The organism is Bacillus massilinigeriensis (assembly GCF_900117315.1).
Lineage (GTDB): Bacteria > Bacillota > Bacilli > Bacillales > Cytobacillaceae > Bacillus_BE > Bacillus_BE massilionigeriensis.
Map to the genome: position 1 here is coordinate 140,329 of NZ_LT630337.1, position 22,571 is coordinate 162,899.

Annotated in this window: 23 protein-coding genes and 2 pseudogenes; 12 read left to right on the forward strand and 13 right to left on the reverse strand. The window is 35.2% G+C overall.

The genetic code is table 11. The features are described from left to right. The first annotated feature begins 8 nt into the window (after positions 1 to 8). The 5 genes from BQ6100_RS00700 (at position 9) to BQ6100_RS00725 (ending at position 6,347) form a co-directional block, all read left to right on the forward strand. Positions 9 to 1,163 carry a prophage endopeptidase tail family protein gene (locus BQ6100_RS00700; RefSeq protein WP_075979924.1) on the forward strand — a complete coding sequence of 385 codons (1,155 nt, stop codon included), beginning with the start codon at positions 9 to 11 and terminating at the stop codon, positions 1,161 to 1,163. A 3-nt stretch (positions 1,164 to 1,166) separates the two neighbouring features. Beyond that, positions 1,167 to 2,225, forward strand: a complete 1,059-nt coding sequence (locus BQ6100_RS00705) for a hypothetical protein (RefSeq protein WP_075979925.1) — start codon at positions 1,167 to 1,169, stop codon at positions 2,223 to 2,225. 86 nt (positions 2,226 to 2,311) lie between these two features. Then, positions 2,312 to 3,706 carry a phage holin family protein gene (locus BQ6100_RS22100; protein ID WP_097677891.1) on the forward strand — a complete coding sequence of 465 codons (1,395 nt, stop codon included), beginning with the start codon at positions 2,312 to 2,314 and terminating at the stop codon, positions 3,704 to 3,706. A gap of 78 nt (positions 3,707 to 3,784) precedes the next feature. Continuing rightward, positions 3,785 to 5,068 carry a recombinase family protein gene (locus BQ6100_RS00720; protein WP_075979926.1) on the forward strand — a complete coding sequence of 428 codons (1,284 nt, stop codon included), beginning with the start codon at positions 3,785 to 3,787 and terminating at the stop codon, positions 5,066 to 5,068. Continuing rightward, on the forward strand, positions 5,013 to 6,347 hold the full coding sequence (locus BQ6100_RS00725) for a recombinase family protein (RefSeq protein ID WP_084780146.1): 1,335 nt from the start codon (positions 5,013 to 5,015) through the stop codon (positions 6,345 to 6,347). The genes BQ6100_RS00720 and BQ6100_RS00725 overlap by 56 nt, the downstream gene beginning before the upstream one ends. A gap of 223 nt (positions 6,348 to 6,570) precedes the next feature. Here the strand turns inward: BQ6100_RS00725 and BQ6100_RS20810 are convergent, their stop codons facing one another. The 5 genes from BQ6100_RS20810 to BQ6100_RS00750 all read right to left on the reverse strand — a co-directional run bounded on the left by BQ6100_RS20810 (position 6,571) and on the right by BQ6100_RS00750 (position 10,537). Continuing rightward, positions 6,571 to 6,906, reverse strand: a complete 336-nt coding sequence (locus tag BQ6100_RS20810) for a CBO0543 family protein (RefSeq protein ID WP_141770123.1) — start codon at positions 6,904 to 6,906, stop codon at positions 6,571 to 6,573. 605 nt (positions 6,907 to 7,511) lie between these two features. Next, entirely contained in the window at positions 7,512 to 8,513 is a 1,002-nt protein-coding gene (locus tag BQ6100_RS00735; protein ID WP_159433113.1) for a serine hydrolase domain-containing protein, read from the reverse strand. A gap of 46 nt (positions 8,514 to 8,559) precedes the next feature. Beyond that, positions 8,560 to 9,012 carry a MarR family winged helix-turn-helix transcriptional regulator gene (locus tag BQ6100_RS00740; RefSeq protein WP_075979928.1) on the reverse strand — a complete coding sequence of 151 codons (453 nt, stop codon included), beginning with the start codon at positions 9,010 to 9,012 and terminating at the stop codon, positions 8,560 to 8,562. A gap of 414 nt (positions 9,013 to 9,426) precedes the next feature. Continuing rightward, a complete protein-coding gene (locus BQ6100_RS00745; protein WP_075979929.1) occupies positions 9,427 to 9,930 on the reverse strand; it encodes a GNAT family N-acetyltransferase in 504 nt (167 codons plus the stop codon). A 328-nt stretch (positions 9,931 to 10,258) separates the two neighbouring features. Further along, a complete protein-coding gene (locus BQ6100_RS00750; protein WP_075979930.1) occupies positions 10,259 to 10,537 on the reverse strand; it encodes a hypothetical protein in 279 nt (92 codons plus the stop codon). Positions 10,538 to 10,608: 71 nt separating this feature from the next. On the opposite strand from BQ6100_RS00750, the pseudogene BQ6100_RS00755 reads away from it, so the two are divergent. Then, a pseudogene (locus tag BQ6100_RS00755) lies at positions 10,609 to 11,055 on the forward strand (tyrosine-type recombinase/integrase); the annotation flags it as partial. A 113-nt stretch (positions 11,056 to 11,168) separates the two neighbouring features. Here the strand turns inward: BQ6100_RS00755 and BQ6100_RS00760 are convergent. From BQ6100_RS00760 to BQ6100_RS00785, 6 genes and pseudogenes are all read right to left on the reverse strand, one after another. Further along, positions 11,169 to 11,642 (reverse strand): 8-oxo-dGTP diphosphatase, encoded by a 474-nt coding sequence (locus tag BQ6100_RS00760; RefSeq protein ID WP_075979932.1) that lies wholly within the window; start codon positions 11,640 to 11,642, stop codon positions 11,169 to 11,171. 343 nt (positions 11,643 to 11,985) lie between these two features. Continuing rightward, positions 11,986 to 12,399: a RidA family protein gene (locus BQ6100_RS00765; RefSeq protein WP_075979933.1), complete on the reverse strand. Its 414-nt coding sequence runs from the start codon at positions 12,397 to 12,399 to the stop codon at positions 11,986 to 11,988. A gap of 89 nt (positions 12,400 to 12,488) precedes the next feature. Continuing rightward, a pseudogene (locus BQ6100_RS21895) lies at positions 12,489 to 12,693 on the reverse strand (ABC transporter transmembrane domain-containing protein); the annotation flags it as partial. A 475-nt stretch (positions 12,694 to 13,168) separates the two neighbouring features. Beyond that, positions 13,169 to 13,624 (reverse strand): GNAT family N-acetyltransferase, encoded by a 456-nt coding sequence (locus tag BQ6100_RS00775; protein WP_075979934.1) that lies wholly within the window; start codon positions 13,622 to 13,624, stop codon positions 13,169 to 13,171. A gap of 436 nt (positions 13,625 to 14,060) precedes the next feature. Continuing rightward, positions 14,061 to 14,693 (reverse strand): LysE family translocator, encoded by a 633-nt coding sequence (locus BQ6100_RS00780; protein ID WP_075979935.1) that lies wholly within the window; start codon positions 14,691 to 14,693, stop codon positions 14,061 to 14,063. Between the two features lie 271 nt (positions 14,694 to 14,964). Then, positions 14,965 to 15,804, reverse strand: coding sequence for a tyrosine-type recombinase/integrase (locus tag BQ6100_RS00785; RefSeq protein WP_075979936.1), 840 nt, complete (start codon positions 15,802 to 15,804; stop codon positions 14,965 to 14,967). A gap of 136 nt (positions 15,805 to 15,940) precedes the next feature. On the opposite strand from BQ6100_RS00785, the gene BQ6100_RS00790 reads away from it, so the two are divergent. The 6 genes from BQ6100_RS00790 (at position 15,941) to BQ6100_RS00815 (ending at position 20,160) form a co-directional block, all read left to right on the forward strand. Beyond that, positions 15,941 to 16,186, forward strand: coding sequence for a DUF6429 family protein (locus tag BQ6100_RS00790; RefSeq protein WP_075979937.1), 246 nt, complete (start codon positions 15,941 to 15,943; stop codon positions 16,184 to 16,186). A 34-nt stretch (positions 16,187 to 16,220) separates the two neighbouring features. Continuing rightward, positions 16,221 to 16,784, forward strand: a complete 564-nt coding sequence (locus BQ6100_RS00795) for a hypothetical protein (RefSeq protein WP_235816461.1) — start codon at positions 16,221 to 16,223, stop codon at positions 16,782 to 16,784. A gap of 22 nt (positions 16,785 to 16,806) precedes the next feature. Continuing rightward, a complete protein-coding gene (locus BQ6100_RS00800; RefSeq protein ID WP_075979939.1) occupies positions 16,807 to 17,715 on the forward strand; it encodes a hypothetical protein in 909 nt (302 codons plus the stop codon). A 55-nt stretch (positions 17,716 to 17,770) separates the two neighbouring features. After that, complete coding sequence (locus BQ6100_RS21625; RefSeq protein ID WP_075979940.1) at positions 17,771 to 18,964, forward strand: HNH endonuclease; 1,194 nt, start codon at positions 17,771 to 17,773, stop codon at positions 18,962 to 18,964. A gap of 21 nt (positions 18,965 to 18,985) precedes the next feature. Then, a complete protein-coding gene (locus BQ6100_RS00810) occupies positions 18,986 to 19,558 on the forward strand; it encodes a hypothetical protein (protein WP_075979941.1) in 573 nt (190 codons plus the stop codon). Positions 19,559 to 19,641: 83 nt separating this feature from the next. Continuing rightward, complete coding sequence (locus BQ6100_RS00815) at positions 19,642 to 20,160, forward strand: RNA polymerase subunit sigma-24 (protein WP_075979942.1); 519 nt, start codon at positions 19,642 to 19,644, stop codon at positions 20,158 to 20,160. A 207-nt stretch (positions 20,161 to 20,367) separates the two neighbouring features. Here the strand turns inward: BQ6100_RS00815 and BQ6100_RS00820 are convergent, their stop codons facing one another. Together BQ6100_RS00820 and BQ6100_RS21385 are read right to left on the reverse strand one after the other, a co-directional pair. Continuing rightward, complete coding sequence (locus tag BQ6100_RS00820) at positions 20,368 to 21,900, reverse strand: recombinase family protein (protein ID WP_075979943.1); 1,533 nt, start codon at positions 21,898 to 21,900, stop codon at positions 20,368 to 20,370. Beyond that, on the reverse strand, positions 21,897 to 22,058 hold the full coding sequence (locus BQ6100_RS21385; protein ID WP_173719798.1) for a hypothetical protein: 162 nt from the start codon (positions 22,056 to 22,058) through the stop codon (positions 21,897 to 21,899). The genes BQ6100_RS00820 and BQ6100_RS21385 overlap by 4 nt, the downstream gene beginning before the upstream one ends. Positions 22,059 to 22,571: the final 513 nt, after the last annotated feature.

Genomic DNA, 22,571 nt, shown 5'->3' on the forward strand with positions numbered 1-22,571 from the left:
GCAGTTTGGTGATAGAAATTTATGCAGGAAACACATTGATACAAACGATTCGTAAAGTGATGTCTGCGAATGTAAGAGAAACGCTAGAAGGAGAGTTTACACTATCTTTTACGGTTTTAGCCAAGTCTGCCCTCGCTTTAAAAACAAAACAACTGGCAAAGCTAAATGGTCAATATTTTGAAATTGTACAAATCTCAAAGTCATTGCAGGGAAGTCTCCCAGTATGTTCGGTGACTTGTGAACATGTATCGTACATTTTAAATGATGAGATTTTTAATATAGATGCGTTTGATTTTACAGGAGATCCTGCGGCTGGATTAAATCAGCTATTATCAGGAACTCCTTTTTCCGCTGGCGCAGTTGATTTTATCGATAGTTACACAATGAAAATTAACCAGGAAGTGTCTAGAAGGGCAGCTCTTATGCAGTACATTGCTATTTTAGGTGGCGAAATTGAATATAACGGCTATTTAATTAATATCTGTAAACATCGTGGCAGTATGGAATATCAGCCGGTAATGGGTTCAAAAAACGTCACTAATGTATCTGTTTCCCACGATTCAAGAGAAAATGCATCTTCCTATAATATTTCATTCTTTAAACTATTGAATCTAGCAGTCGGAGATAATGTCCATATTGTATTCAAACCACTCGGCATTGATGTGAAAACAAGGATTATCTCCTTGGAATATAACCCTTTCTATCGTTATAACATTCAAGTTGAGGTTGGCAGATACAAACCTAGTATTTCGGATACATTTTATCGGATAGAAAACTCAATGAACAAAGTGGAAAGCTCTCTGAATGATGTGGGCAGCTCTGTTGATGGTCTTAAGTACCAAATGGACCAACTTGGGGTTTCTTACACAATCGTAAAAAATCTAACGGTTGATGCTAGTTTTATAAATGTAACTTATGAAGTGGAAAAAGGAGATACACATCAATTTCATGCCAAATACAGCTATGCCACTGATGGCAGCGGTAGAATTACGAGCATTACCTTAGAGGATATATTTTCAGAACTGTTATTAAAAGAAGTGTCCACTTTGTTGGTGGATGCTACGAGATTTGAAATTACGTATGCAGATGGAGAGACGGCAAGTTATAACTATACGACTGATAGTAGTGGTCGGATTACTGGGATTGAAAAGGTGGTGGGATAGGGCATGAGTTACCATAGTAATTTTAACAATACACTAGCAATTTGGACTGCTTTTGGAGGCAGGGGTGAACTCATTCTTCCTATCCCCACCTTAAGTTGGCAAAGGAAATATTATAACGATTTTGGCTATACCAAGTATGGAAGTGAAACAAGAATTGATGTTCACGATAATGGGAACGCACAGATTGCTGTGTATCGTGCAAAGACCCCATATATGTCCTATTACAATAAAACCACTGGACAATGGACCGTAGTGAATGTTTCTTGGTGGAATAACGGTGCCCCAGAAATTTTATGGGCAGGTGACGGTGTGTTTTTAGCCAAAATTATAGGCTTGGCCAATATTATCGCTTCTTTTGATGGCATCACCTGGTATAATGCTGGCTACTGTCAAGGAGCGCAAAACTCCATGACCACAGGGGCTTATGATTCTAGTATTGGTTCTGGGGTCGTTAGCTGGTGGTACTATAAGTCTCCCGTATATTACAACTTTGCTTCATTAACACAAAGAGTGGCTTGGACTTTGGTAGGAGCGGATGGTTCATCGGTTCCCATCTTTAGTTACATGACCACTCATAAAGGAAAATTTGTTGGTGTCGTTGGTGGAGATCGTTCTATTGCAGCAGCAAGCACCTCGAGCCCTGGTTCTTGGACCACAACTATTCCAGAGGATTTAAATACATATTACATGTATATCCGTTCGGTTCACGATAAGCTTTTCGTCATGAAATATCGATATGTTAGTGGAATTTTTCATGTGAATTTATGTGTCATGAACGATAGTGCTACGGAGCTGGCGGAAACAAACCTATCCCATGTTGGAAATCTGGCCAATAACAAAATTCCAAATCCGCAGAACATCATCTGGATGGAAGATTGGGGAAAATATGCTCTTTTCAATGAAAGCATGCTATATGTATCAGCTGATGGTCTGAATTGGGAAGGAGTCGAACAACCTGGGTTTACTACTACTAATTCTGATACATTTGGCGGGGCCGTTTATGTTCCGGGTGACGGATTTTATGTGAAAGCTAGTGGTTATGTGTATTATGCTCCGTATTAAATAATGAAAATACAGGCGCTTGGTGGCTCTCTTGTCACAGGCGTCTTTTTATATAGATTAAACAGATCGGAGAGCGAGGGGAGAACATGGCAATAAAAGAACTTTGGGTAATTTTACAAACTGTAATTGCAGCATTGGGCGGTTGGTTGGGGTGGTTTCTTGGTGGCCTAGATGGATTTTTATACGCTCTTATTATTTTTGTCATTGTAGACTATATTACTGGAATTATGGTGGCCATTATTAATAAAGAGCTTTCCAGTGAAATTGGTGCTCGAGGGATTTTCAAAAAGATCCTTATTTTTATACTTGTCGGTGTTGCTCATATCATTGACAGCCGACTGATTGGTGAGGGCAGTGTTATTCGGACAGCCGTCATCTTTTTTTATCTCTCAAATGAGGGCATCAGCATAATGGAAAACGGATCAAGAATCGGGCTTCCAATTCCACAAAAATTGAAAGATGTCTTAGCTCAATTACATGGCAAGGGGATGACAAGAATGAAACTAAACGCTAAATATATGACGAGAAATGATTGTTTTACGGCAGGGAAGAAAATCACACCAAAAGGAATTATGGTTCACTCGACTGCAACTCCTGGTGTGATGGCAGCAGATTGGTTCAGTCGTTGGAATAAGTCGTACAAGTCGAGTGAAACCAATCGACAGGTTGCTGTTCATGCTTTTGTAGATGACAAAGAAGTATGGCAGTACTTACCTTGGAACCATAGAGGCTGGCATTGCGGTGGTACAGGGAACAACACTCATATTGGCATTGAAATTTGCGAGCCTGGTGGTTTTTCTTATGGTAAAGGATCCACGATGGTTGGCTACAATGTTTCAAAGAATGAAGATTATTTTAGAAAGGCTTGGCAGAACGCAGTAGATCTTTGTGTGAGGCTTTGCCGAGAATATGATTTAACTGAAAAGGAAATTATCTGTCACTCAGAAGGCGCCAAGATGGGTGTCGCTAGTAACCATGGGGATGTCATGCACTGGTTTCCTAAGCATGGGGAAAGTATGAACTCTTTTCGAGCAGCAGTGAGAGTGGCATTAAATAAAACAAGTGCCCCTGCCGATGTACCATCAGCAATTCAAGTTGGAGATGTGGTGGAAGTGAAAGCATCAGCAAAATCCTATTATCCCGGCGGGGCATCCATTCCAGCTTGGGTTAAAACAGGTTCCTACCACAAAGTAACCCAAGTTATTTCAAATGGGAAAACGGTCGTTAAGGGTGGAAAGACCTGTGTTCTACTAGGCAAAAAGGTAGATAAGAAGAATGGTAGAGAATCTGCGGGGATTATGAGCTGGATTGATAAGGATGCTATTACGGTAATTAACTCATCAAGTAAAACCGAGAAATCAACAGAAGGAAAGAAATATTATCGAGTACAGGTGGGTGCCTTTTCCAAAAAGGACAATGCAGAGGCGACACTTAAAAAGCTTAAGACAGCGGGCTTTGATGGCTATATTAAATTCGAATAATGGTTCTATTAACTTGATTATTTAGGCCTTTAGAGTGATATATGGTAGTACCAAATTGATAGAAAGGAGGGCCTCCATTTGAGAGTTAGAATCATAGAACCAACCATTGTGAAAGACACAAAGAAAAGAGTATGTGCTTATGCCAGGGTTTCAACTGACCATGAAAAGCAAGGTGAGTCTTTAGAAAACCAAATTGGTTATTATGAACGATTGATTGGGTCAAACCCAGAATTTGAATTTGCGGGTGTGTTTGCAGATAGAGGAATTAGTGGAACCACAGACAACCGACCTGAATTTAAAAGAATGCTAGAACTAGCCAAGGAAGGCGCTATTGATGTGATTATCACAAAGTCCATTTCAAGATTTGCACGAAATACAACAGTTGTGCTCAAAAGGGTTAGAGAACTCAAGGAACTAGGCGTTGAAGTGCGATTTGAGAAAGAGAATATCAACACATTATCAGGGGATGGGGAGTTAATGCTTACCGTCCTCTCATCCTTGGCACAAGAAGAAAGCAAAAATATTAGTGAAAATATTAAATGGAGGATAAGGAAGAAATTTGAACGAGGGGAGTTGATCATAAACACCAATCGTTTTTTAGGCTACGACAAGAATGAAAATGGCGACTTAGTTATCAATGAGGAGGAAGGAGAAATTGTTAAAAGGATATTTGAACATTACTTGAAGGGCAAAGGGGTGTTCACGATTGCAAAGGAATTAAACGCAGAGGGGATACCAACCGTTGCAGGGGGCAATTGGCAGGAGAGCACCATTTTGAACATGCTGAAGAATGAAAAATATAAAGGCGATATTATTCTTCAAAAGTATTACACCCCGGATCATCTTAAAAAAGGCACTATCCGAAACAACGGTAAATTAGACAGTTATTATATTGAAGGCAACCATCCAGCTATTATTTCAAAAGAGGAATGGGATGCAGTTCAAAAAGAAATGAAATTAAGGGCTGAGGCAAGAGGAAACGTTGGCGATCAAAGCAAATATCAAAAGCGATACCCTTTGACAGGAATGCTCTATTGCGGGAAGTGCGGATCCAGCTTAAAGAGAAGGACGTGGAACAGTAAACTTCCATGCAGAAAAATTGTATGGCAATGCAGCAACTATATAAAAAATGGAAAAAATACCTGCCCAGGAACGAAGATTGATGATGAGGTTGCTGGAAGGCTCGACATAAAAGAAGAAACTGTTGTTCAGGAGGTTATAAAGAATGGCAAGAAACATTACCATTATTCCAGCAAGTGCAAACATGAAGGTAAATCCAGAACAGTTCGAACCCCAGAAAAAGAGAATGGCAGCGTATTGCCGGGTATCGACCGACCAATTAGAACAGTTATCAAGTTATGAGGCTCAGGTTGAATACTATACAACTTACATTACCACCCACCCTGATTATGAACTAGCAGGAATTTACGCAGATGAAGGGATATCAGGAACCAATACAAAAAAGCGTGAACAGTTTAATAAAATGATTGAGGATTGTAAGAATGGAAAAATAGACATGATCATTACCAAATCCATATCACGCTTTGCAAGAAATACTTTAGACTGCTTGAATTTCGTGAGGCAGCTAAAGGATTTAGGAATAGGCGTTATTTTTGAGAAAGAGAACATAAATACACTCGATGCAAAGGGGGAAGTTCTTCTAAGTATTCTTTCAAGCCTAGCGCAGGATGAGAGTCGATCTATTTCTGAAAACTCTACTTGGGGAATTAGACGAAGGTTTGAACAGGGAAAGGTCGCACTCAACCATACAAAATTCATGGGTTACGATAAAGGTGAAGATGGCAACCTGATCATTAACGAGTCACAAGCCAAAATTGTTAGACGAATATTTAAAGATTATCTAGATGGGAAGGGCCCAAACAGAATCGCCAGGGAGCTTGAAGAAGATAGGGTTCCAAACTGGAACGGTAAGGCCAAATGGTATGAGGGCAGTATCAGAAAGATGTTAAGTAATGAAAAATATAAAGGCGATGCCCTTCTTCAAAAGACCTACACCGTTGATTATTTAACAAAGAAAAGGGTGGAAAACACCGGCCAAGTTCCACGATATTATGTGGAAGACAACCACCCCGCAATCATAGACAAGGATATGTGGGAAGCAGTGCAGCTTGAAATGGAGAGAAAAAAGGTATTTGCGGAAAACCATGGATTTAAAAGAATAGACTATGGAACCAGCGATAACCCATTTGCAGGAAAAGTGATATGCGGAGATTGCAGCAGCGCATTTGGCAGAAAGGTGTGGAACTCCAATGATGATCGATTTAGAAGGAAAGTATGGAGATGTAACAAGAAGTATGCGGAGAAAGGGAAAAAGGGCTGCAACAACACGCACATTGAAGACAAAGTACTCTACCAAATTTTCATTAATGTTTTTAATGCTATCTTAGAAAACAGTGAGTATTTTATACAAAAGTGGGGGGAAAAGGAAAAAGGCGAGAACCAACTCGAAAAATATAAAGCCAAGCAGTTTATTGAAATCATAACAAAGGCCAAACCACTTGAAAATTTTGATATGAATTTATTCTTTAAACTAGTGGAGAAGATGACGGTCTACAAAGAAGAAAAGGTGATTGTGACTTTGCTGGATAGCACAGAAGTTGAGTGCCAAATTGATAAATAAGAAAAGGGCTTGGAAATGACTCCAAGCCTCAATTGCTTCCTCCACTAACGCCTTCGTTAGTTACTTATAAAAGATTATATAAAAGAGCAAAAGTGATCCCAATTGGGAAGGACTGTTCCTATTTAAAGCCAATTTTCTTTAAGAGACAGAAGATTTACAACGTTAATTATTAATTAAAATCTAAAATAGTTTAAGTATAAATTCTACCAATTTTTAATTATTGCTAACCAGACTTTTCTTTACTTACTCCTTTAATCATTAAGACAATGATTAATTTATTTATGAATCCAAACATGATGAAACCAAAAAATGATTTTGTGTGTGACCACTTTTCAAATGCCAATAAATTAAAATGGATAAAAGCAGGTTCAATCAAATATGATAGTACGGCTGCCCATATTATTATTGCAATAATAAAAGATTTCCAATTTTTATTAAATTGATAAATTAACATTATTGTTACAGGTATTACAACCAAATCCGCGGGAAATAAGGGTGGAATCATAGAAAATAACTTATCGGGATATCCCCACCATAAAAGATCAACGCCTAAAAACATCTAATATTATTGAAAAGCACGCAGAAATAAGACCAAAAGATAAGATCTCAAAATATCTATTTTTATCAACAACTCTCCACCAAATAAAATAAGGAAGGAGAGTAGCAGTTAGTAGGAACCACCAGGAAGGTGAAAATAAATCTTCGTGTCTCCAGTGGTCAATTGATAGCTCGCTTAAAATTCTTCGTGCATCTTGTATATCATTAAAAGTTGGTATTTGCATTAAGAATAAACCCACTAGATATGGAAACCTCCTAGTTTTCACTCCAAACTTTTTATTATAATCTCCAGTTCATGGTAAAAAAATGTACTGAATTACACTTGATACACGAATCCTAATAAACCTGTTGGTGTGTTTAATAGAGCGAACCTGCTTCAAGACTTCCCAAAGGTATAAAATAAGCTGAAAACAACAAGTGAATAAAAAACTGCATACTTTCGGCTACTTTTATTCTTAATTAAGGAAGATAAGCCCCCGATAGTTGCTTAAGTACATTCATTCACAATCTTAGTTAATTTTACCGATTTAAGATTCACTATTATAGAAATGCTACCCGTTATTGTATAGAAAAAGTTCTCTATGTGACAGCTATGACCTTCTCCAATTAAATTGTTCGTAAAAGTTGTAATATGTCTGTGCCAATTTGATCAGGGTTAATAGTAAATAATCGTGATCGATAATTCGATAAGATAACTACCCCTAAATGTCGTTTTTTTTCAAAGCCTATAAAACTAGAAAACCCTTGAGTAGAACCATTATGCCAAATCGTTTCATCCTCAAGAATCCATCCTAAACCAACACTCGTGTTTTTAGCTATTTCCACTGAAGGTTGATGTGTTAATTGATAAGCCTTAGTTTCAGAATTCATATGTGCTTTTAAAAAAAGCAACATATCGTTTACAGTAGAACGAACGGCGCCGGCTCCCATAAATTCATTCATTATTAGTGGTGGTTGTTCTTTTCCTTTGACATCATATCCTTTTAACAAACGATTTTGTTTTTTTAAAGGAACCGTTATAAAGGTATCTTCCATTCCTAAGCGTTCCGACACTCTTTTTTTAATGGCTTGTTCATAATCTGTGTTTAGTCGCGTTGCTAAAATATTCCCCAATGTCCCCATACCTGCATTTGAGTAACGATATTTTAACTTTGGTTCTTTCGGATGTTTATCAAAATATTGAATAACTTCATTTAATGAAAATAAACAATAAGGGTCACGAGGCGTTTTTGAACTAAAAAGATTGGCGGTGGATTTCCTTAGACCTAATGCAGGAAGACCAGAGGTATGATTCGCCAAATGCTTTAGTGTTACGGGATGTTTATCGGACAATTTGGGAATATATTGACCGATTGAATCATCCTCGGATAGTATTCCATCCTGAATCATTTCCCCCAGTAATGTAGTCGTAAATACTTTTGAAATAGAACCTATTTCATAAATAAATGGTTTGTTTTCTTCTTCCAGACTTACGTCAGAACCAGCATAAAGAAAAGTGGCTGTTTCATCCTTATTCAAAACTCCAATCGATAATACTAAATGATTTCGATTTTTAACGTATGAATGGACGATTTTCAATATCTCTTTTTGTAACTTATCTTTACCCAAATCTACCTCTCCTTTGATGAATCTAAAATTGTTTTTACAAAATAATTTACTTTTGATCGTTCTGTTCATCCGAAACTATTTGTTTTAGTTTTAAGAAAGTCTCTTTTAATTTAATCAGTTCTTCCATTTCTAGCTTCGAATAATATTTCTGAATGATTTTAAGTTCAATCTCTTCTTGCTTTCGAAAATAGGAGTGTCCACGGTCATCCAATTCAACAAGTATCTCTCTTCGGTCTTTTTGATTAATGGTTCTTTTAATGTAACCATCATGCTCTAATCTGCTGACCAATTGGCTCACAGCGCTTGCGGAAGTACCCATTAGTTTAGATAACTCATATGTTTGAAGAGTGCCTTTTCTACGTAATAAATCCAAAAATCTGGCTTGTTTAGTTGTAAGCTTATCATCTAAGAGCGAGTCAAATTCTTCAGTTAACATAAGATTTGTTTCATATTCAAGTTGATTAATTTCTTTTACAATTTGTATGAGTTCTTGATTCATTTATTTCACCCGCCTTAATAGTTAATATATATTAACAATAAATATACATTAACTATTTTGCAATGTATTTTTTCATATTTGTAAATTTAATTGGTTTACCATTATTATCATTCTTTAAATTACTAAATAAATTGTAATTTAATAAAATTGAAGAGATTTTTCATTTGTAAAAGAGTTGGTAGTCATCGTGTCAAGGGGTTTCTTAATAACATATAAACTAAAATCCTTCTTGAACTAAACTGCTCCTTTAGTTGCAAAAAAAGAGACCGCCATTGACGATCCCATGTGATAATAAAGCCTTACGTTAGTTAAACAAGGTTTTACCCTTCTATGATTAACATTATACTGATGCAATAAAAAAGAATCACCATTATAAAATGATGACTCTTAGTTAATCTTTTCAGGGAACTTATTTCAGACAAATCTCCAAAAGTATAATTCGTCTGTTTCTTTAAACATTTTCGCTCCTGATTTTTCTAATACTCTGTGCGATGGAATATTATCTTTATCTGTATCAGCAATAACGTACATAACATCGGACTGATTTAACAACCAGTTTTTCATATTTATAATAGTTTCCGTCATATAGCCGTTTCCTTGATATTCAGGAAAAGTATAGTAACCGATTATTACTTCACCATTTTCATTTGGAAGACCTTTTAACATTATTCCTCCAACATTACAGTTTTTATCTTTGGAAACAATCACCCAATTGGTATACCATATATAGTTTTCCTCATCACCTAACAACTTTGAAAGTCTTATTTCCATAGCATGTATAAGTTCTGGACTTAGGAATCTATTTGATTCACTTAATGATAACCTTATTTCCATTTCTTTTGGATTATCAATTAGTAATTTCAAATTATCTGCACTCAGAGGAATTAGTCTTAATCTTCCTGTGTTTAATTCAATCATTATTACACTCCTATCATAATTTGTAAGCCATTTAAAATAGACAAAAACAAATTTAAAAATAGGTATATGTTATTGGCAACTACTCCCATTAAATTTATCCTAAAATAAAGGAGGCATCAAACTTTGCAATCCATTATGAAAGGTTAATTTAGTTTATCATTTTAGAATTCTTCTGTAAATTCTTTTAAATATGGCAAAATGACTTTTCTACTGACCGTTTTTCTTATTCAACTAAACTGCCCTTAGTTCAATAAAAAATAGCCACCGTAATGGCAGCCGAATCTTAAAGGAACGCACCGTTTGTTGAAGAAGGAAATATCATTTAACTTTAATTTCCCATAAAAGTTTCGGCTTCATAACCATCTACTGGATAATCATCAATTGTAACTGAATTATAATAAAATTGTGGTACAGAACACCCAAGGCTAATATGTATTTCTCTCGGATTTACATCTTCATCCTCCCATAACTCGTCATGAAAAATATAACCTATCTTTTTAGTGTTTAAATCGATTACAATAGGGTCTCCATTAAGTCCGTAGCCAATAATAAACAAACCATTATCAATACAGCGTTTGTGTTCTTCGTATAAATTTTCTTCAGGCATTTCATTTACAATATTAAAATAAACATGCTTAAACTTTAAGTTTTCTCTAAAAGAAAACTCTTTTAAAAAAGAAATTCTCTACTGGTTGTCGAATTGGCGAAATCAGCTCCCTAGACAAGAACTTTATCAATTGGTCCAATAGATCAGTGATTGTTAGAGGAAAAGGTGATAAGGAAAGAGAAGTATATTTTAATATTCGATGTGAAATTTGGCTAAAACGTTATTTGGATGATAGGCAAGATCGAGATTCGGCTATATTTGTTACAGAGCGTCTACCTCATCGAATGAGTATTGCTCAAATGAGGAATATCATAAAAAGAATTTCACAACGTGCCAGCATACACAAGGAAATTCACCCGCACCAGCTAAGACACAGTTATGCTACAAATTTATTAAACTACGGTGCTCCACTTGAAGTGATTCAAAGCTTACTTGGACATGAAAAAAGTGAAACGACACGAATATATGCTCAATTAAGTGGAAGATTACGAGAAGATTTTTATAGGAAGTATTTTTAAAAAGTTTTAGGCCGAAAATTTGTTATTTTATGTATAAAAAATTGCATATTTTCGGCACATTCTAATCTTATGTTTTAAAACGAATGCACTCGTTAGTTGAACAACATTTTCGTTTATGTTTTCTTTATAATAACTTTTCCTTCTTTATTTTCTTCATGGTTCCATATGACTTGTATTTCAAATGTCCCATTTTCAAAGAATAAAGGGAATCTTTTTCGAATAGATTCCTGCATCGGAAGGTTATATGCATCCTTTATATTTACCCAAACAGCTCTTCCTTCAGGTGCATCTTCAAGCAGTTCTCCTTTGAAATCTTTTGTTATGTAATTAAAAATCATGTATCTATCCAGAGCAACTGGATTTACATATTCGTAAAGACCTTTATAAATGAGGTTGCTTACTTCTAATCCAGTTTCTTCTTTTACTTCTCTAATTGCACTTTCTACTATACTTTCAGGAAATTCAACTTTGCCGCCTGGTGGTATAAATCCTTTGAAATTATCGTGTTGTCTATCAAGAAGTAAAACCTTGTCTTCATTTTGAATCATGCAAACAGTCCACATTTTATAATTTACAGAATTATTCATTGCTTCCTCCATATTTTATAAGTTATTCTTATCTTTTTTCACTAAACTGCTTCTTTTCTCCCTGAAGGAATGAAAATAAGCCATAAAATAAACAAGTTATGTATAAAAACTTGCATATTTTTGGCTTATTGAGGGAAGGATAGCCCTCTATAGTTTAAGTATATTTGTTCACAAACTTAGTTTTATTACGTGAATGCTGCCCCGTTTGCTCAATAAGGAATTCAACCAAAAAAGGGCGTAAATCCTTCCTGAATCATCGCACCCGATAATTGAGAAAGTGTTCATAATTTGTGGTAGATTCAACTGGCGGTATTTGTTCATCCAGGGTTTGATATTGGAAATTCTATTCCTTTGCCTTATTAAGCGCTGCAATAGCCTCTATTTCTACTAATTGATTGGAATAACCCAATACTGTCACGCCAGATAAAGTACTTGGAACATCGTGATCTCCGAACTCTTCTCTGACTGCACTCCAGGTTGTCACTAAATCTCCTTGATCGCTCGTAGCTGCGAGCACTCTTGTATAGACGACATCATTTAGTGTAGCTCCAATTTCCAATAAGGCTGCCTTTAAGTTTTCAACACATAGTTTAGCTTGCAATTCAAAATCATTATTCGAAGGCACTTTTCCGTCTGAATCCAGCGGACATGCCCCTGCCATGAAAAATATATCCATTCCTGCAGGTACATGTGAAGCGTAAGCATAGTCGACAGAAGGTAATTTTTTTGAATGTATAAGGGATATTTTAGAATTCATTGGAGTACCTCTTTTCCTTTTTGATATACATTAAAGTTTAAGTTTCATACCCTCATGAGTGGCAGTAAACCCCAACTGTAGAAACGGATCACATCATCTTCGGGACCGTGATGGTACAGCTCGGATAGCCATAGGAGGTCGTTCGTAATCCTGGATAAGCTGGCCGGTCTTTTCCATATCATAAAAACTAAGCGAAAGCTTTTGCATGTGCTCAAACAGCTCGGCACGGAGGTTACTTTCCATTCTGGCACCCAATTCATGGCCCTTGTAGTCTACGAAATAGTTGCCGATATTTTATATGTTTGTACGGTTTTGTTCATGATGTTTCTCATTGAAATTCCTCCTTAATCGTTGATAAGAAAATTATAATCTAAGTTTTTCTATTAAGTACAGAATATTTGTAAAATTAATCTTTCCAAGAGTATTTTTTGGAAACCTTTGAGGGTCTGCTTATATATAAAGTTAGCTGCCATTGACAATTATCTAAAGAAAACATAGGGATATTTGAGTGTGTTTTATGTTCCCTAGAAAGGATTTTTTGGGGAATTTTTGATTAGGAGATCTAACTTTAGACAGGAATAGGAGGGGGTTCCTTCTTCAGATAACCTGCCCCTTTACTCACTGAAGGAATGAAAATAGCCAAAAATAAACAAGTTATGTATAAAAACTTGAATATTTTTGGCTTAATGAGATCCTTATTTAAGGAAGGATAGCACCCCGTTAACACAATAAGAAAGGACCAAAAAATGGTCCTTTCTTCATCTGCACATCACTTGGTTATATTTTTTATAACTGCCATTTCCTTACCGAACCTATCACCATTATCAACAAATCCCAAACTCGAGTAAAGATTTTGTGCTCCCAAATTTTCAGGATGATATCCTACAACTATTTTCTTCGCATTCGGTAATTTAGCCATCTCTGAAATCATTAACTTCGTTGCAGCTTTTCCAATACCCTTGCCTTGGAAATTTTTATCCACCATTATTCTATATACCCAGTAACCATCGAGCTCTTCTTGAACAGAGTTGAACATCAAAAATCCAACTACTTTCTCTTCAGCATAAATAGCATATGGCTTTAATGTAGACTCGAACTTTGACTGAGCTATTGAGATTGCATTGGGCTCAATGAATTGTTTTTGTTCTGTTGATACTTCTAATTCACAACATTCATACCAATTTTCTGCATTTAATTCTACGATCTTCACATTTACTTTACTCATAATTTTCCCCTCTCAAAATCGGGGAAACGCTAAAAACTTCTTAATTAGTCGTTATCCCCTGGTAGTCATTAATAATTAATACTCTCTTGTTTGTCATAATGAACGCCTCCTCTAACAACTATTGCCTAAGAATGTTTTTTAGACTTTTTAATTATACTATTTTTTCTATTAAATTCCTTCATTAATTTTACTTTCTTCTTAAACTAACCCTTTACTTCTACAATGCAAAAAAATAACCAACGATAACAAGTAATGTATAAAAACTTGAATATCCTTGGCTTATTGTGATTCTCTGCTTAAGCTAGTATTGCCTTCGTTAGTTCAATAACGAATATTCAAAAAAACCTTCAGTTTACACAATTCTGAAGGGTTTAATTCTATTTTTGATGCGACTAATTCCTTATTAATTATAGGGGGCATACGAATTTTAATAAGTTTAGTTAGGAGCTTTTGTTTGAAGCAGCTTAATCCCCATTCCAATAAAGATTAATCCAGTTACTTTATTTAATACCATTCCAATTTTCTGGTTTCCTCTTAATTTATTTGTTACATACGAAGAAAAATACGCAACAAATAAACACCATAACAACCCAGTTGTTGTAAATGTTAGTCCTAGAATTAAAAAAGGTATCGGTCCAGAAGACTGTGTATCTATAAATTGTGGAAGGAATGAAAGAAAAAACAACGATACTTTAGGATTTGTTAGGCTCGTTAAAATACCCTGCGCATATACTTTGCGAATATTTAACTTATCGAGCTCAGATGCCTGAAACGTCTCATTTGATTTATCTAATAGCATACGTATTCCTAAGTATACTAAATAGATAATGCCTAGAATCTTAATCGTATTAAATAAGAAAACAGATTTTATCAGAATAATGGATAATCCGAACGCAACGAACAGTGTATGAATTAAAGAGCCTGTAATGATTCCAAAAACGGAACAGACTCCAGCTGTTCTCCCCTGAGAAATACTTCTTCCTACGATATACATCGTGTCTGTACCTGGAATTAAATTCAGCAAAATTCCTGTAATTAAAAATACTTCATAATGAATGATACCATACATAATTTATGTGTCCTTTCTATTTCGAAGTGCCCTTATTGATATTACAGGATTATGAAATAATTGGATAGATTTTCATCTTATTTCACATAAAATTTTGATGAAACAGTTAATTTTTTTCTTGAACTAAACTGCCCCGTTAGTTTAAGTGTAACTCTTCACAAAGTCTTATTTTTAGCAATAAAATGATATGCTCTAATAACTGAAAATTGCATCTCTATGATAACATATTTTTTTACAAAAAAGTGGGAACACAAGATAACTGGTTCCCATTTTAAAAATATTTACTATACAATTCACGACGCAGTTTCCCACTTAGTTGAGCATAAAGCCGAGTCGTTTCGCTCTTTTCATGACCAAGTAAACTTTGAATAACCTCCAGAGGTGCTCCATTATTTAACATATGGGTGGCATAACTATGTCTCAGTTGATGAGGGTGAATGCTCTTATTGACACCAGCACGGTTTGAAATCCGTTTGATCACATAACGCATTTGGGCAATGCTCATTCGATGCGGAAAGCGTTCCGTAACAAATAATGATGGATCTTCGTCAGTACGATTTTGCAGATATCTTTTTAACCAAATATCACAGCGGATATTAAAATAAACTTCTCTCTCTTTATCGCCCTTTCCTTGAACGATGGCGGATCGGTTCATAAAGTCGATGCTGTTGGTATTTAATAGAGCAATTTCACCAATCCGACAACCTGTTGAATACATAAATTCAAATAATGCATTTTCCATAGGAGAGTAACAAGCTTCTCTAAGCAGTTCAATTTCTTTTTCTGTTAAGAACTTTGGAATACGTTTGCCAGTCTTGGGTTCTTTTAACTTTGTGGCTGGATTCTTTGAAATGATGCCTTCATCATGAGCCCATCGGAATAAAGATTTTACAAACCTCACGCGGTGACCTAGGCTTGCGGGTTTAAGTTCTTTGCCTTCGTCACTTAAGTATTGTTTTAAATTTTCTGTTGTAAGCTCCTCAATTTCAATATTTTCGAAGTAACGGATTAGCAAATTCATTTGAAGTTTATATGCCTTTAAAGTGTGTGGTGAGTAACCCTCAATTAGCTTATCTGCCTGATATCCTTTCCAAACATTTGATAAATTCATAAAGTAAAACGCCTCCCAATCTAATAAACTCTTATTCCTATGATAGACAGAGCTGTTGATGGAGAAACAATATTGTAAATAGTTGGTTTTTCTAATAAGCTAAAATTAATAATGATTTAGAGAGGGTTTGTTTTAAATGGAGGAAAAGATTAAAGAGCTTACTTTGTTATTACTATACTTAACATCATGGAAGGAAAATGATCTTCCAGGGGAAATGAGAAGAAGCTGGAAGGGATATCCGTTCGATACCTTAAATGAATTAACTGATGAAGATTTGATTCGAGGGGGTATCCGATCCAAGTCTGTTTACGTAACGGAAGCCGGTATTAAAGCTGCTGAAGAATTAATTAAAAAGTACCTAGGGGAAATAGAAAATAATTGATCAGGTTTACAAGCAATGGCGGAAGGTGATTTGTGTGCTTCAATTGAAGGTGATTGTTCATGATTTTTTTCAGTACATAAAAGCAAATAATGTTGAAATCTATAATGAATTTAGTTTTCAGCATGAATTGGGCATATATTTAAGAAGTAGATTTCCAACATACAAAATTCAGTTTGAAAGAAACGTTTCTTTTTTTACCACTGATACAAGAACGGTAAAAAAAGAGATTGATATTGTTATCTATAATGCTGATCAATCTGAAAAGTATGCTATTGAGCTTAAACATCCGTTAAATGGTCAATACCCTGAACAGATGTATTCATTCACAAAAGATATTAAATTTATGGAAGAGCTGAAAGACCGAGGTTTCAATAAAACAGCCTGTGTTGTTCTTGTATCGGACAGGCCCTTTTATGAAGGGAAAGTAAATAACGGTATTTATAAAAATTTTAGAGAAGAATTCGCGGTTTACGGAGATGTTTATAAACCAACCGGTGCTCGAAAAGGTATAGATTTTATTTCACTTACAAGAAGGCATGAATTTAAATGGATAAACCTTGATGATATTAACCGGTACTTTTGTATTGAAGTCACTTGAAAATATAAAGAGGTGAAATGGTGTGAAAATAGAAAAGGTTGCCATTATTAAAGATGGGAAGGATATTGGTAGGATCATTCCATTTAATAAGAATGAAGCGGATGCTGATTTTAAAATTAGCTTCTCTAAAAATAATTACAGTGTAAATATGTTTTCATTTCTATCAACTTCACCTGAATTACTCAATTTAGAAAATATGACAGAATGGGAAATTTCTTATCATAGAAGAACAGTATTAAAGCCCACAGTTATTCACCTCAAAGAGAAGAAAAATCAACCGGAATATAAAGTTCTTCCATTAAAAAGAATAATTGATCCAAGTATACATCATGAATTTCCTATCCCATTTATGAGAATTCAGATCCCTATTTCATTTCAGGCTAAGGATTATAAAGAGAAAAGGTCAAAAAAACCTGTGGTAGTTGATATGGGTGAAGCAAATGTTGCTGAATTTTACTTGACCAATACTAGTTTTGACTATGAAGCATTCTCAATGAAATGGCCTGCAATTAGTTTTAGACTTTTAACTTCTTCTTTCGAATACTTTGCAACAAACAATATGACCACTGATGAAAACAAGTATAAATACTTCCTACCATCGGGAGACGATATACGCACAGCAGCAATGGAAATAGATATCAACCAAGATATGAAGTTCTATATTAATATGTATAAAAACCCTGATCTTATCGATGGTGACATGAAAGTGACGTTTATTGAAAATGAATTTGCTCATGCACTTCTTGGTTTGTCTCCAATAGGTTATGAGAATGCACAAGGAAAAGTTGAAATGCGACCTGGGTTTGAAGAAGATTTAAATAGGGATACTATGCCGTTTGAAGAAAAGCAAAAGTGGAGATATCGATTCAAACGGATGCAGGATAAGCTGGAACAGGAAATGAAAAGAATTCAAAAGTCTAAGAGACGCTAGAGATTTAACCAAGAAAGTAAAGGAATATTAATACATAATGTGAGGTGGGTGTAATATGATTAAGCTTACAGATGAGCAGAGACAGCTTGCAGAAGAACTATTAATAACAGTGATGAAAAAGGAGCCAATAGTTGAATATAAAGAATTAGGGGATAGGATTTCTCCACCAATGTTTCACCGACAGGTTCCTAGAAATATTGAGGTTATTTCAAAATTATGTTATCAGCTGGGATTGCCGTTTCTTTCAGCAAAAGTTGTAACAAAAGGAGTAAATGTGCCAGGAGAAGGGTTTTATAAACTTTACACACAGTATTTTCCTGAAGCAAAGAAGCTCACTCCTAATGAAGTATTTAGTGAGGAACTGAAAAAAATCAGAGAATGTACTGAGTGGTATAAGCTTGCAGACTATTTACATATTGATATCGACTTGCCAAGGCCTACCTCCAAAAATGATGTGCCGCCTTCCATAAGAATATTACCAATGAGTAGTAGAGAAGAATTTCCTGAAATGAGCATAGAGGATGTTCAAAGGAACTTTTTCTTAGGAAAGCTGATAAATAATCGGGAGGGCTTGTATTATTTTAGGAAAAATGGGATGAATGCATCTGAAGGTTCTCTAGTACTCTTTCAATTTGATAATTTCATTATTGCATCGGCGAATCTTCAGAGTATTGTAAGGTATGATAGTCCAATCGAGGGACAATATTATGGAGCCTATAAATTTGATATAAACACGGTCAAAATCTTTCAACCTATTACCATAGCAGAACTAAATAAAATAGACGGTAGTCTAACTAGATTTTCACAATCGAAACAGGAAATTGATGTTTTATATTGGCCTGAAATTGGTAGTTTGATTAAAAGAAAGCAAATGACGCTAATAGCAGAAGAATTGCCTGTAAAAGAATGTCCTAAGCTTAAAGAAGGAGCAAAGAAACAGGTTCTGGTTAATGCGTATGAAAGAAATTACAAAGCAAGGCAACAATGTATAGACCATTATGGTTGTCACTGTTCTGTTTGCGGATTTGATTTTGCTAAGTTTTACGGAGAAGAGTTTGAAGGGAAAATTCATGTCCATCATCTGAAAGCTCTTTCTGAAATAAATGGAGAATATGAAGTGGACCCAATTAACGATTTACGTCCGGTTTGTCCAAATTGCCATCTCGCCCTACATTCAAAGGTTGGTGACCGACCATATAGCATCAAGGAATTAAAAGAAAAAATTAATCGAACAAAATCTTTAGTTTAGATGAGAAAGCGAGGAGTATTCATGGCTATTAATTATAAACAGTGTCCAAAATGTGAGTCTAAAAATACTATAAGAATTTTATATGGTATGCCTACCCATGAAGTATTTCAAAAAGCAGAAGCGGGAGAAATTAAGTTAGGTGGATGCAGCATTTTAGTTGGTGGTCCAGAATACTACTGCAAAGAGTGCGAGCATGAGTGGAATAAGGAGGACGCTCTTGAAGCTGCTTATGATAAAATAAAGGGACTTAAGGCTTCAGTTGGGGGTTATTTTGAAGGTTATTACAATGTTGATATTAATCTAACTACCAACCAATTTTTGTGGAGCCATTCGATTGGTGCAGAAGAAGAGTCGATTCAAAAATCATTAACGCCCACAACAGTAAAGAAATTTATTGAAGACTTAAAGTTGATTAATTTACTGGATTGGGAGGCAAAATATATAGAACCAGGTGTTCTTGATGGCACTAATTGGAGTGTTGAGGTTATTAGAGATGTACGAAATATTAAAAAGCACGGAGATAATAAGTTTCCGGATGATTGGGATGGTTTTTGCAAACTAATCAGTAGAATTACTGGAAAGAAATTTTCATAAAGCGTATAGAACGACAACTCCTTGACAAATAGCTCGTTCCGAGTGATTACTAGGCTACCATTTGTTAAGGAGTTGATGTGAACATGAATGATGAACAAAGAAGTCAGATTAGGATTATGAGGTACGAGGGCATTGGTTATAAGAGAATAGGAGATGCACTGGGGTTATCACGTGATATCATTAGGGGTTATTGTAAAAGGCATGGACTTGATGGCCGTGCAACTGAGTTAGTCGTAAACAAAGATGAAGATGAGAAATTCAAACAAAAAATAACGCATGTATATTGCTTAACTTGTGGTTCGAAATTAGAGCAAAAAGTAATGGGTAAAAAAAGGAAATATTGTTCAATCGAATGTAAACGGAAATGGGAAAAGGATAATCCTAAAATTTATAAGCTGCGGTGTGATTATTGTAGGAAAGAATATTTATCGGAAAGAGTAAAAAAACGGAAGTTTTGTAGTAATGATTGCTACGTTAGAAACAGGTTCTTTAAAGAAGAAGATGCAGCAGAAATTTTAGGCAAAATCATGAAGAGAAAACAGGTTGATTATGTACCTAAATGGTTAGAAGAATTACTGCTTTCATATATTAAAAACGACTAATTCCTATGGGTATACAAGGGATAAGGGATGGGTATAATATTAGGCATTGTTTATAGTGTTGGTTTATTAAAGCAATCGCTCTGGTGATACCCTAAAAAGTTAGCTTTAAATAAATGGATACTGAATTTGAATAGTGGAAAAAATATAGAACAACAATCTTTCACAAGTATAAATTTACGCAAAATGGGTATTTTTAGCGAAAATGTATCAACAATTTATGATAACACACGTGGAGTGCTGTGCGTTGATAGAATTGATTAAATAAAGAGCAGATGGGTTCGAGAATCGGTAAAAGATCCTCGGACTACCATCTGCTTTTATTTCAATTCTTTCAATAAAGCGGTGGAGTATTTCTGGAGTTAATTCTTGAAATTCAATAAATGCATCTAACTGTTGTTTAACTTCATTGAATGCTAATTCATCATTATTGGCCTCAAGAGAAGATTTCAATTGCTCAATCTTAGAATTGATACTATTCATTTGGTTATTAATATCATTTATGAAATCATCATAGTCCGCTTTGGAGATTTTTTCGTCAATAAATAAATTCAGAGACTTCTTTTTCTTTTGTTTCAGTCGGTCTAATTCCCTCTCAAAGTCTCTAATTTGCTTTTCTGAATTCTTTTTCTGTTGATTCAGTTTGGCTTCAAGGGTTTGCAAAATTTCCTGATTGTCCAAAATCGAGGCGAGATTTTTTAAGTCATTTAGAATAGCTAGTTTTAAATCAGCTTCTCTAATTAAATGATCACTACATGCTTTTATGCCATGTTTGTTGTAATTCCCGCACATATAACCTTTACAGTTCTTTTTATAGTGCATTCCACGTCCGCAGTCTGCACAGTAAGCAGTATTAGTAAACAGATGCATTTCTGCCTGCGGACGTGTTCTTTTTCTACTCTTCATTAATTGTTGAACAGCCTCAAAATCGCTTTTAGATATTATTGCTTCATGAGTATTAGGGACAATAATAAATTTATCAGAAGCTACCTGATTTCTGTTCTTATTTGTTACACTTCTAGTCGTGGTCCGTCCTTGAACCAAATCCCCAGTGTAATGTGGATTCTCTAGAATTTTCCTAACTGTTGAACCATGCCACTTGTCACTGGCATTTTTCTTACCGGCTATTTGTGCGGGTGTTGCAAATCCTTCTTCGTATAATTCTCTCGCTATGCGATCAAAGCCCTTACCTGAAAGATAGTCCCTAAAGATACGTCTCACAATGTCTGGTGTTTCGTCAGGACTTAATTTTAGTCTTCCACCTTCCACAATATAACCATATGGAGGATTGGATCCTTTAAATAAGCCCTTTTGTGCACGACTTCTTAGGGCTGCTTTGACTCGTTCGCTAGTTCTTTGTGACTCCTGTTCGTACATCCAGGCATAAATACCAAACATCTGACCATTGCCTTCTAATGTGTTTATCGCATTATCTAAGGTAATGATATGAATTTTGCTTTGTTCAGCAATATCACGAATTTCATAGGATAAGCGGCCATTTCGAGCCAAACGTGAAAGTTCCTTAGCCAATATTACATCAAATTTCTTAGCCCTTGCATCGGCTATTAATTGTTGCAACTGTGGTCGTTTTTCAGTCGTTCCACTTTCAACATCAACATAAAAGTTATGGATATCCCAACCTCTATCAGAAATATATCTAATGAAAAGATCCTTTTGATTTCCAAGTGAGGCTTTCTGTTCTTCTTTATCTGTTGAAACTCTTACATATACTGCACATCTCATGCTACATCTTTCCTTTCTACATGAGATGTAGTAGTGTTCACCTTATCCTGAGAATAGTAAATGCTGATTAAACTGTCAATCATCTCATTGACCATAGATTTTAAAGTATCCTGAAGTGTAATGTTTGTACCTTCTTTGAAAATTCGCTCGATATTCATTGATGATTCCCCCAAATATTATTCGAGGTCTAGACCCTTGTTTCTTCTACAATATCTCGTAAATGATTTGTAGTGATCTCAGCTGATTTCTAATATTAATTATAATTAAGAGTAGAAATAGACACTATTTTGCTTAGAAGTGATGAAACAATGTGTCAAGAGTTCTGCAATTTTATCAAGAAATGAAGTAACGCTATTCGAATCTATATTCAATTTTTCTCTATTATTCTTTAATAATCTAAATAATTAGTATAAAAGTCCCTAATATAAGTGAAGTTTTTAAAAAAATTCTGGGGAGGTGTAGCATTCGACCTCCCTTCGGTCACTGGCGTTTTGCGCCCCACCCCTTTTCTTTATAGGAAAATCCCAAAAAATTGGATGCTTATTAAGAAAAAGAAACATGTAGTAGTAAATGCGGAGGGAATTAGTAAGGAAATTTATTCCTCTTTTTCATAAGAAAAGAGTTCTTTAAATTATGATGGACTAACATTAGGATTAGTTGTCAGAAATTGA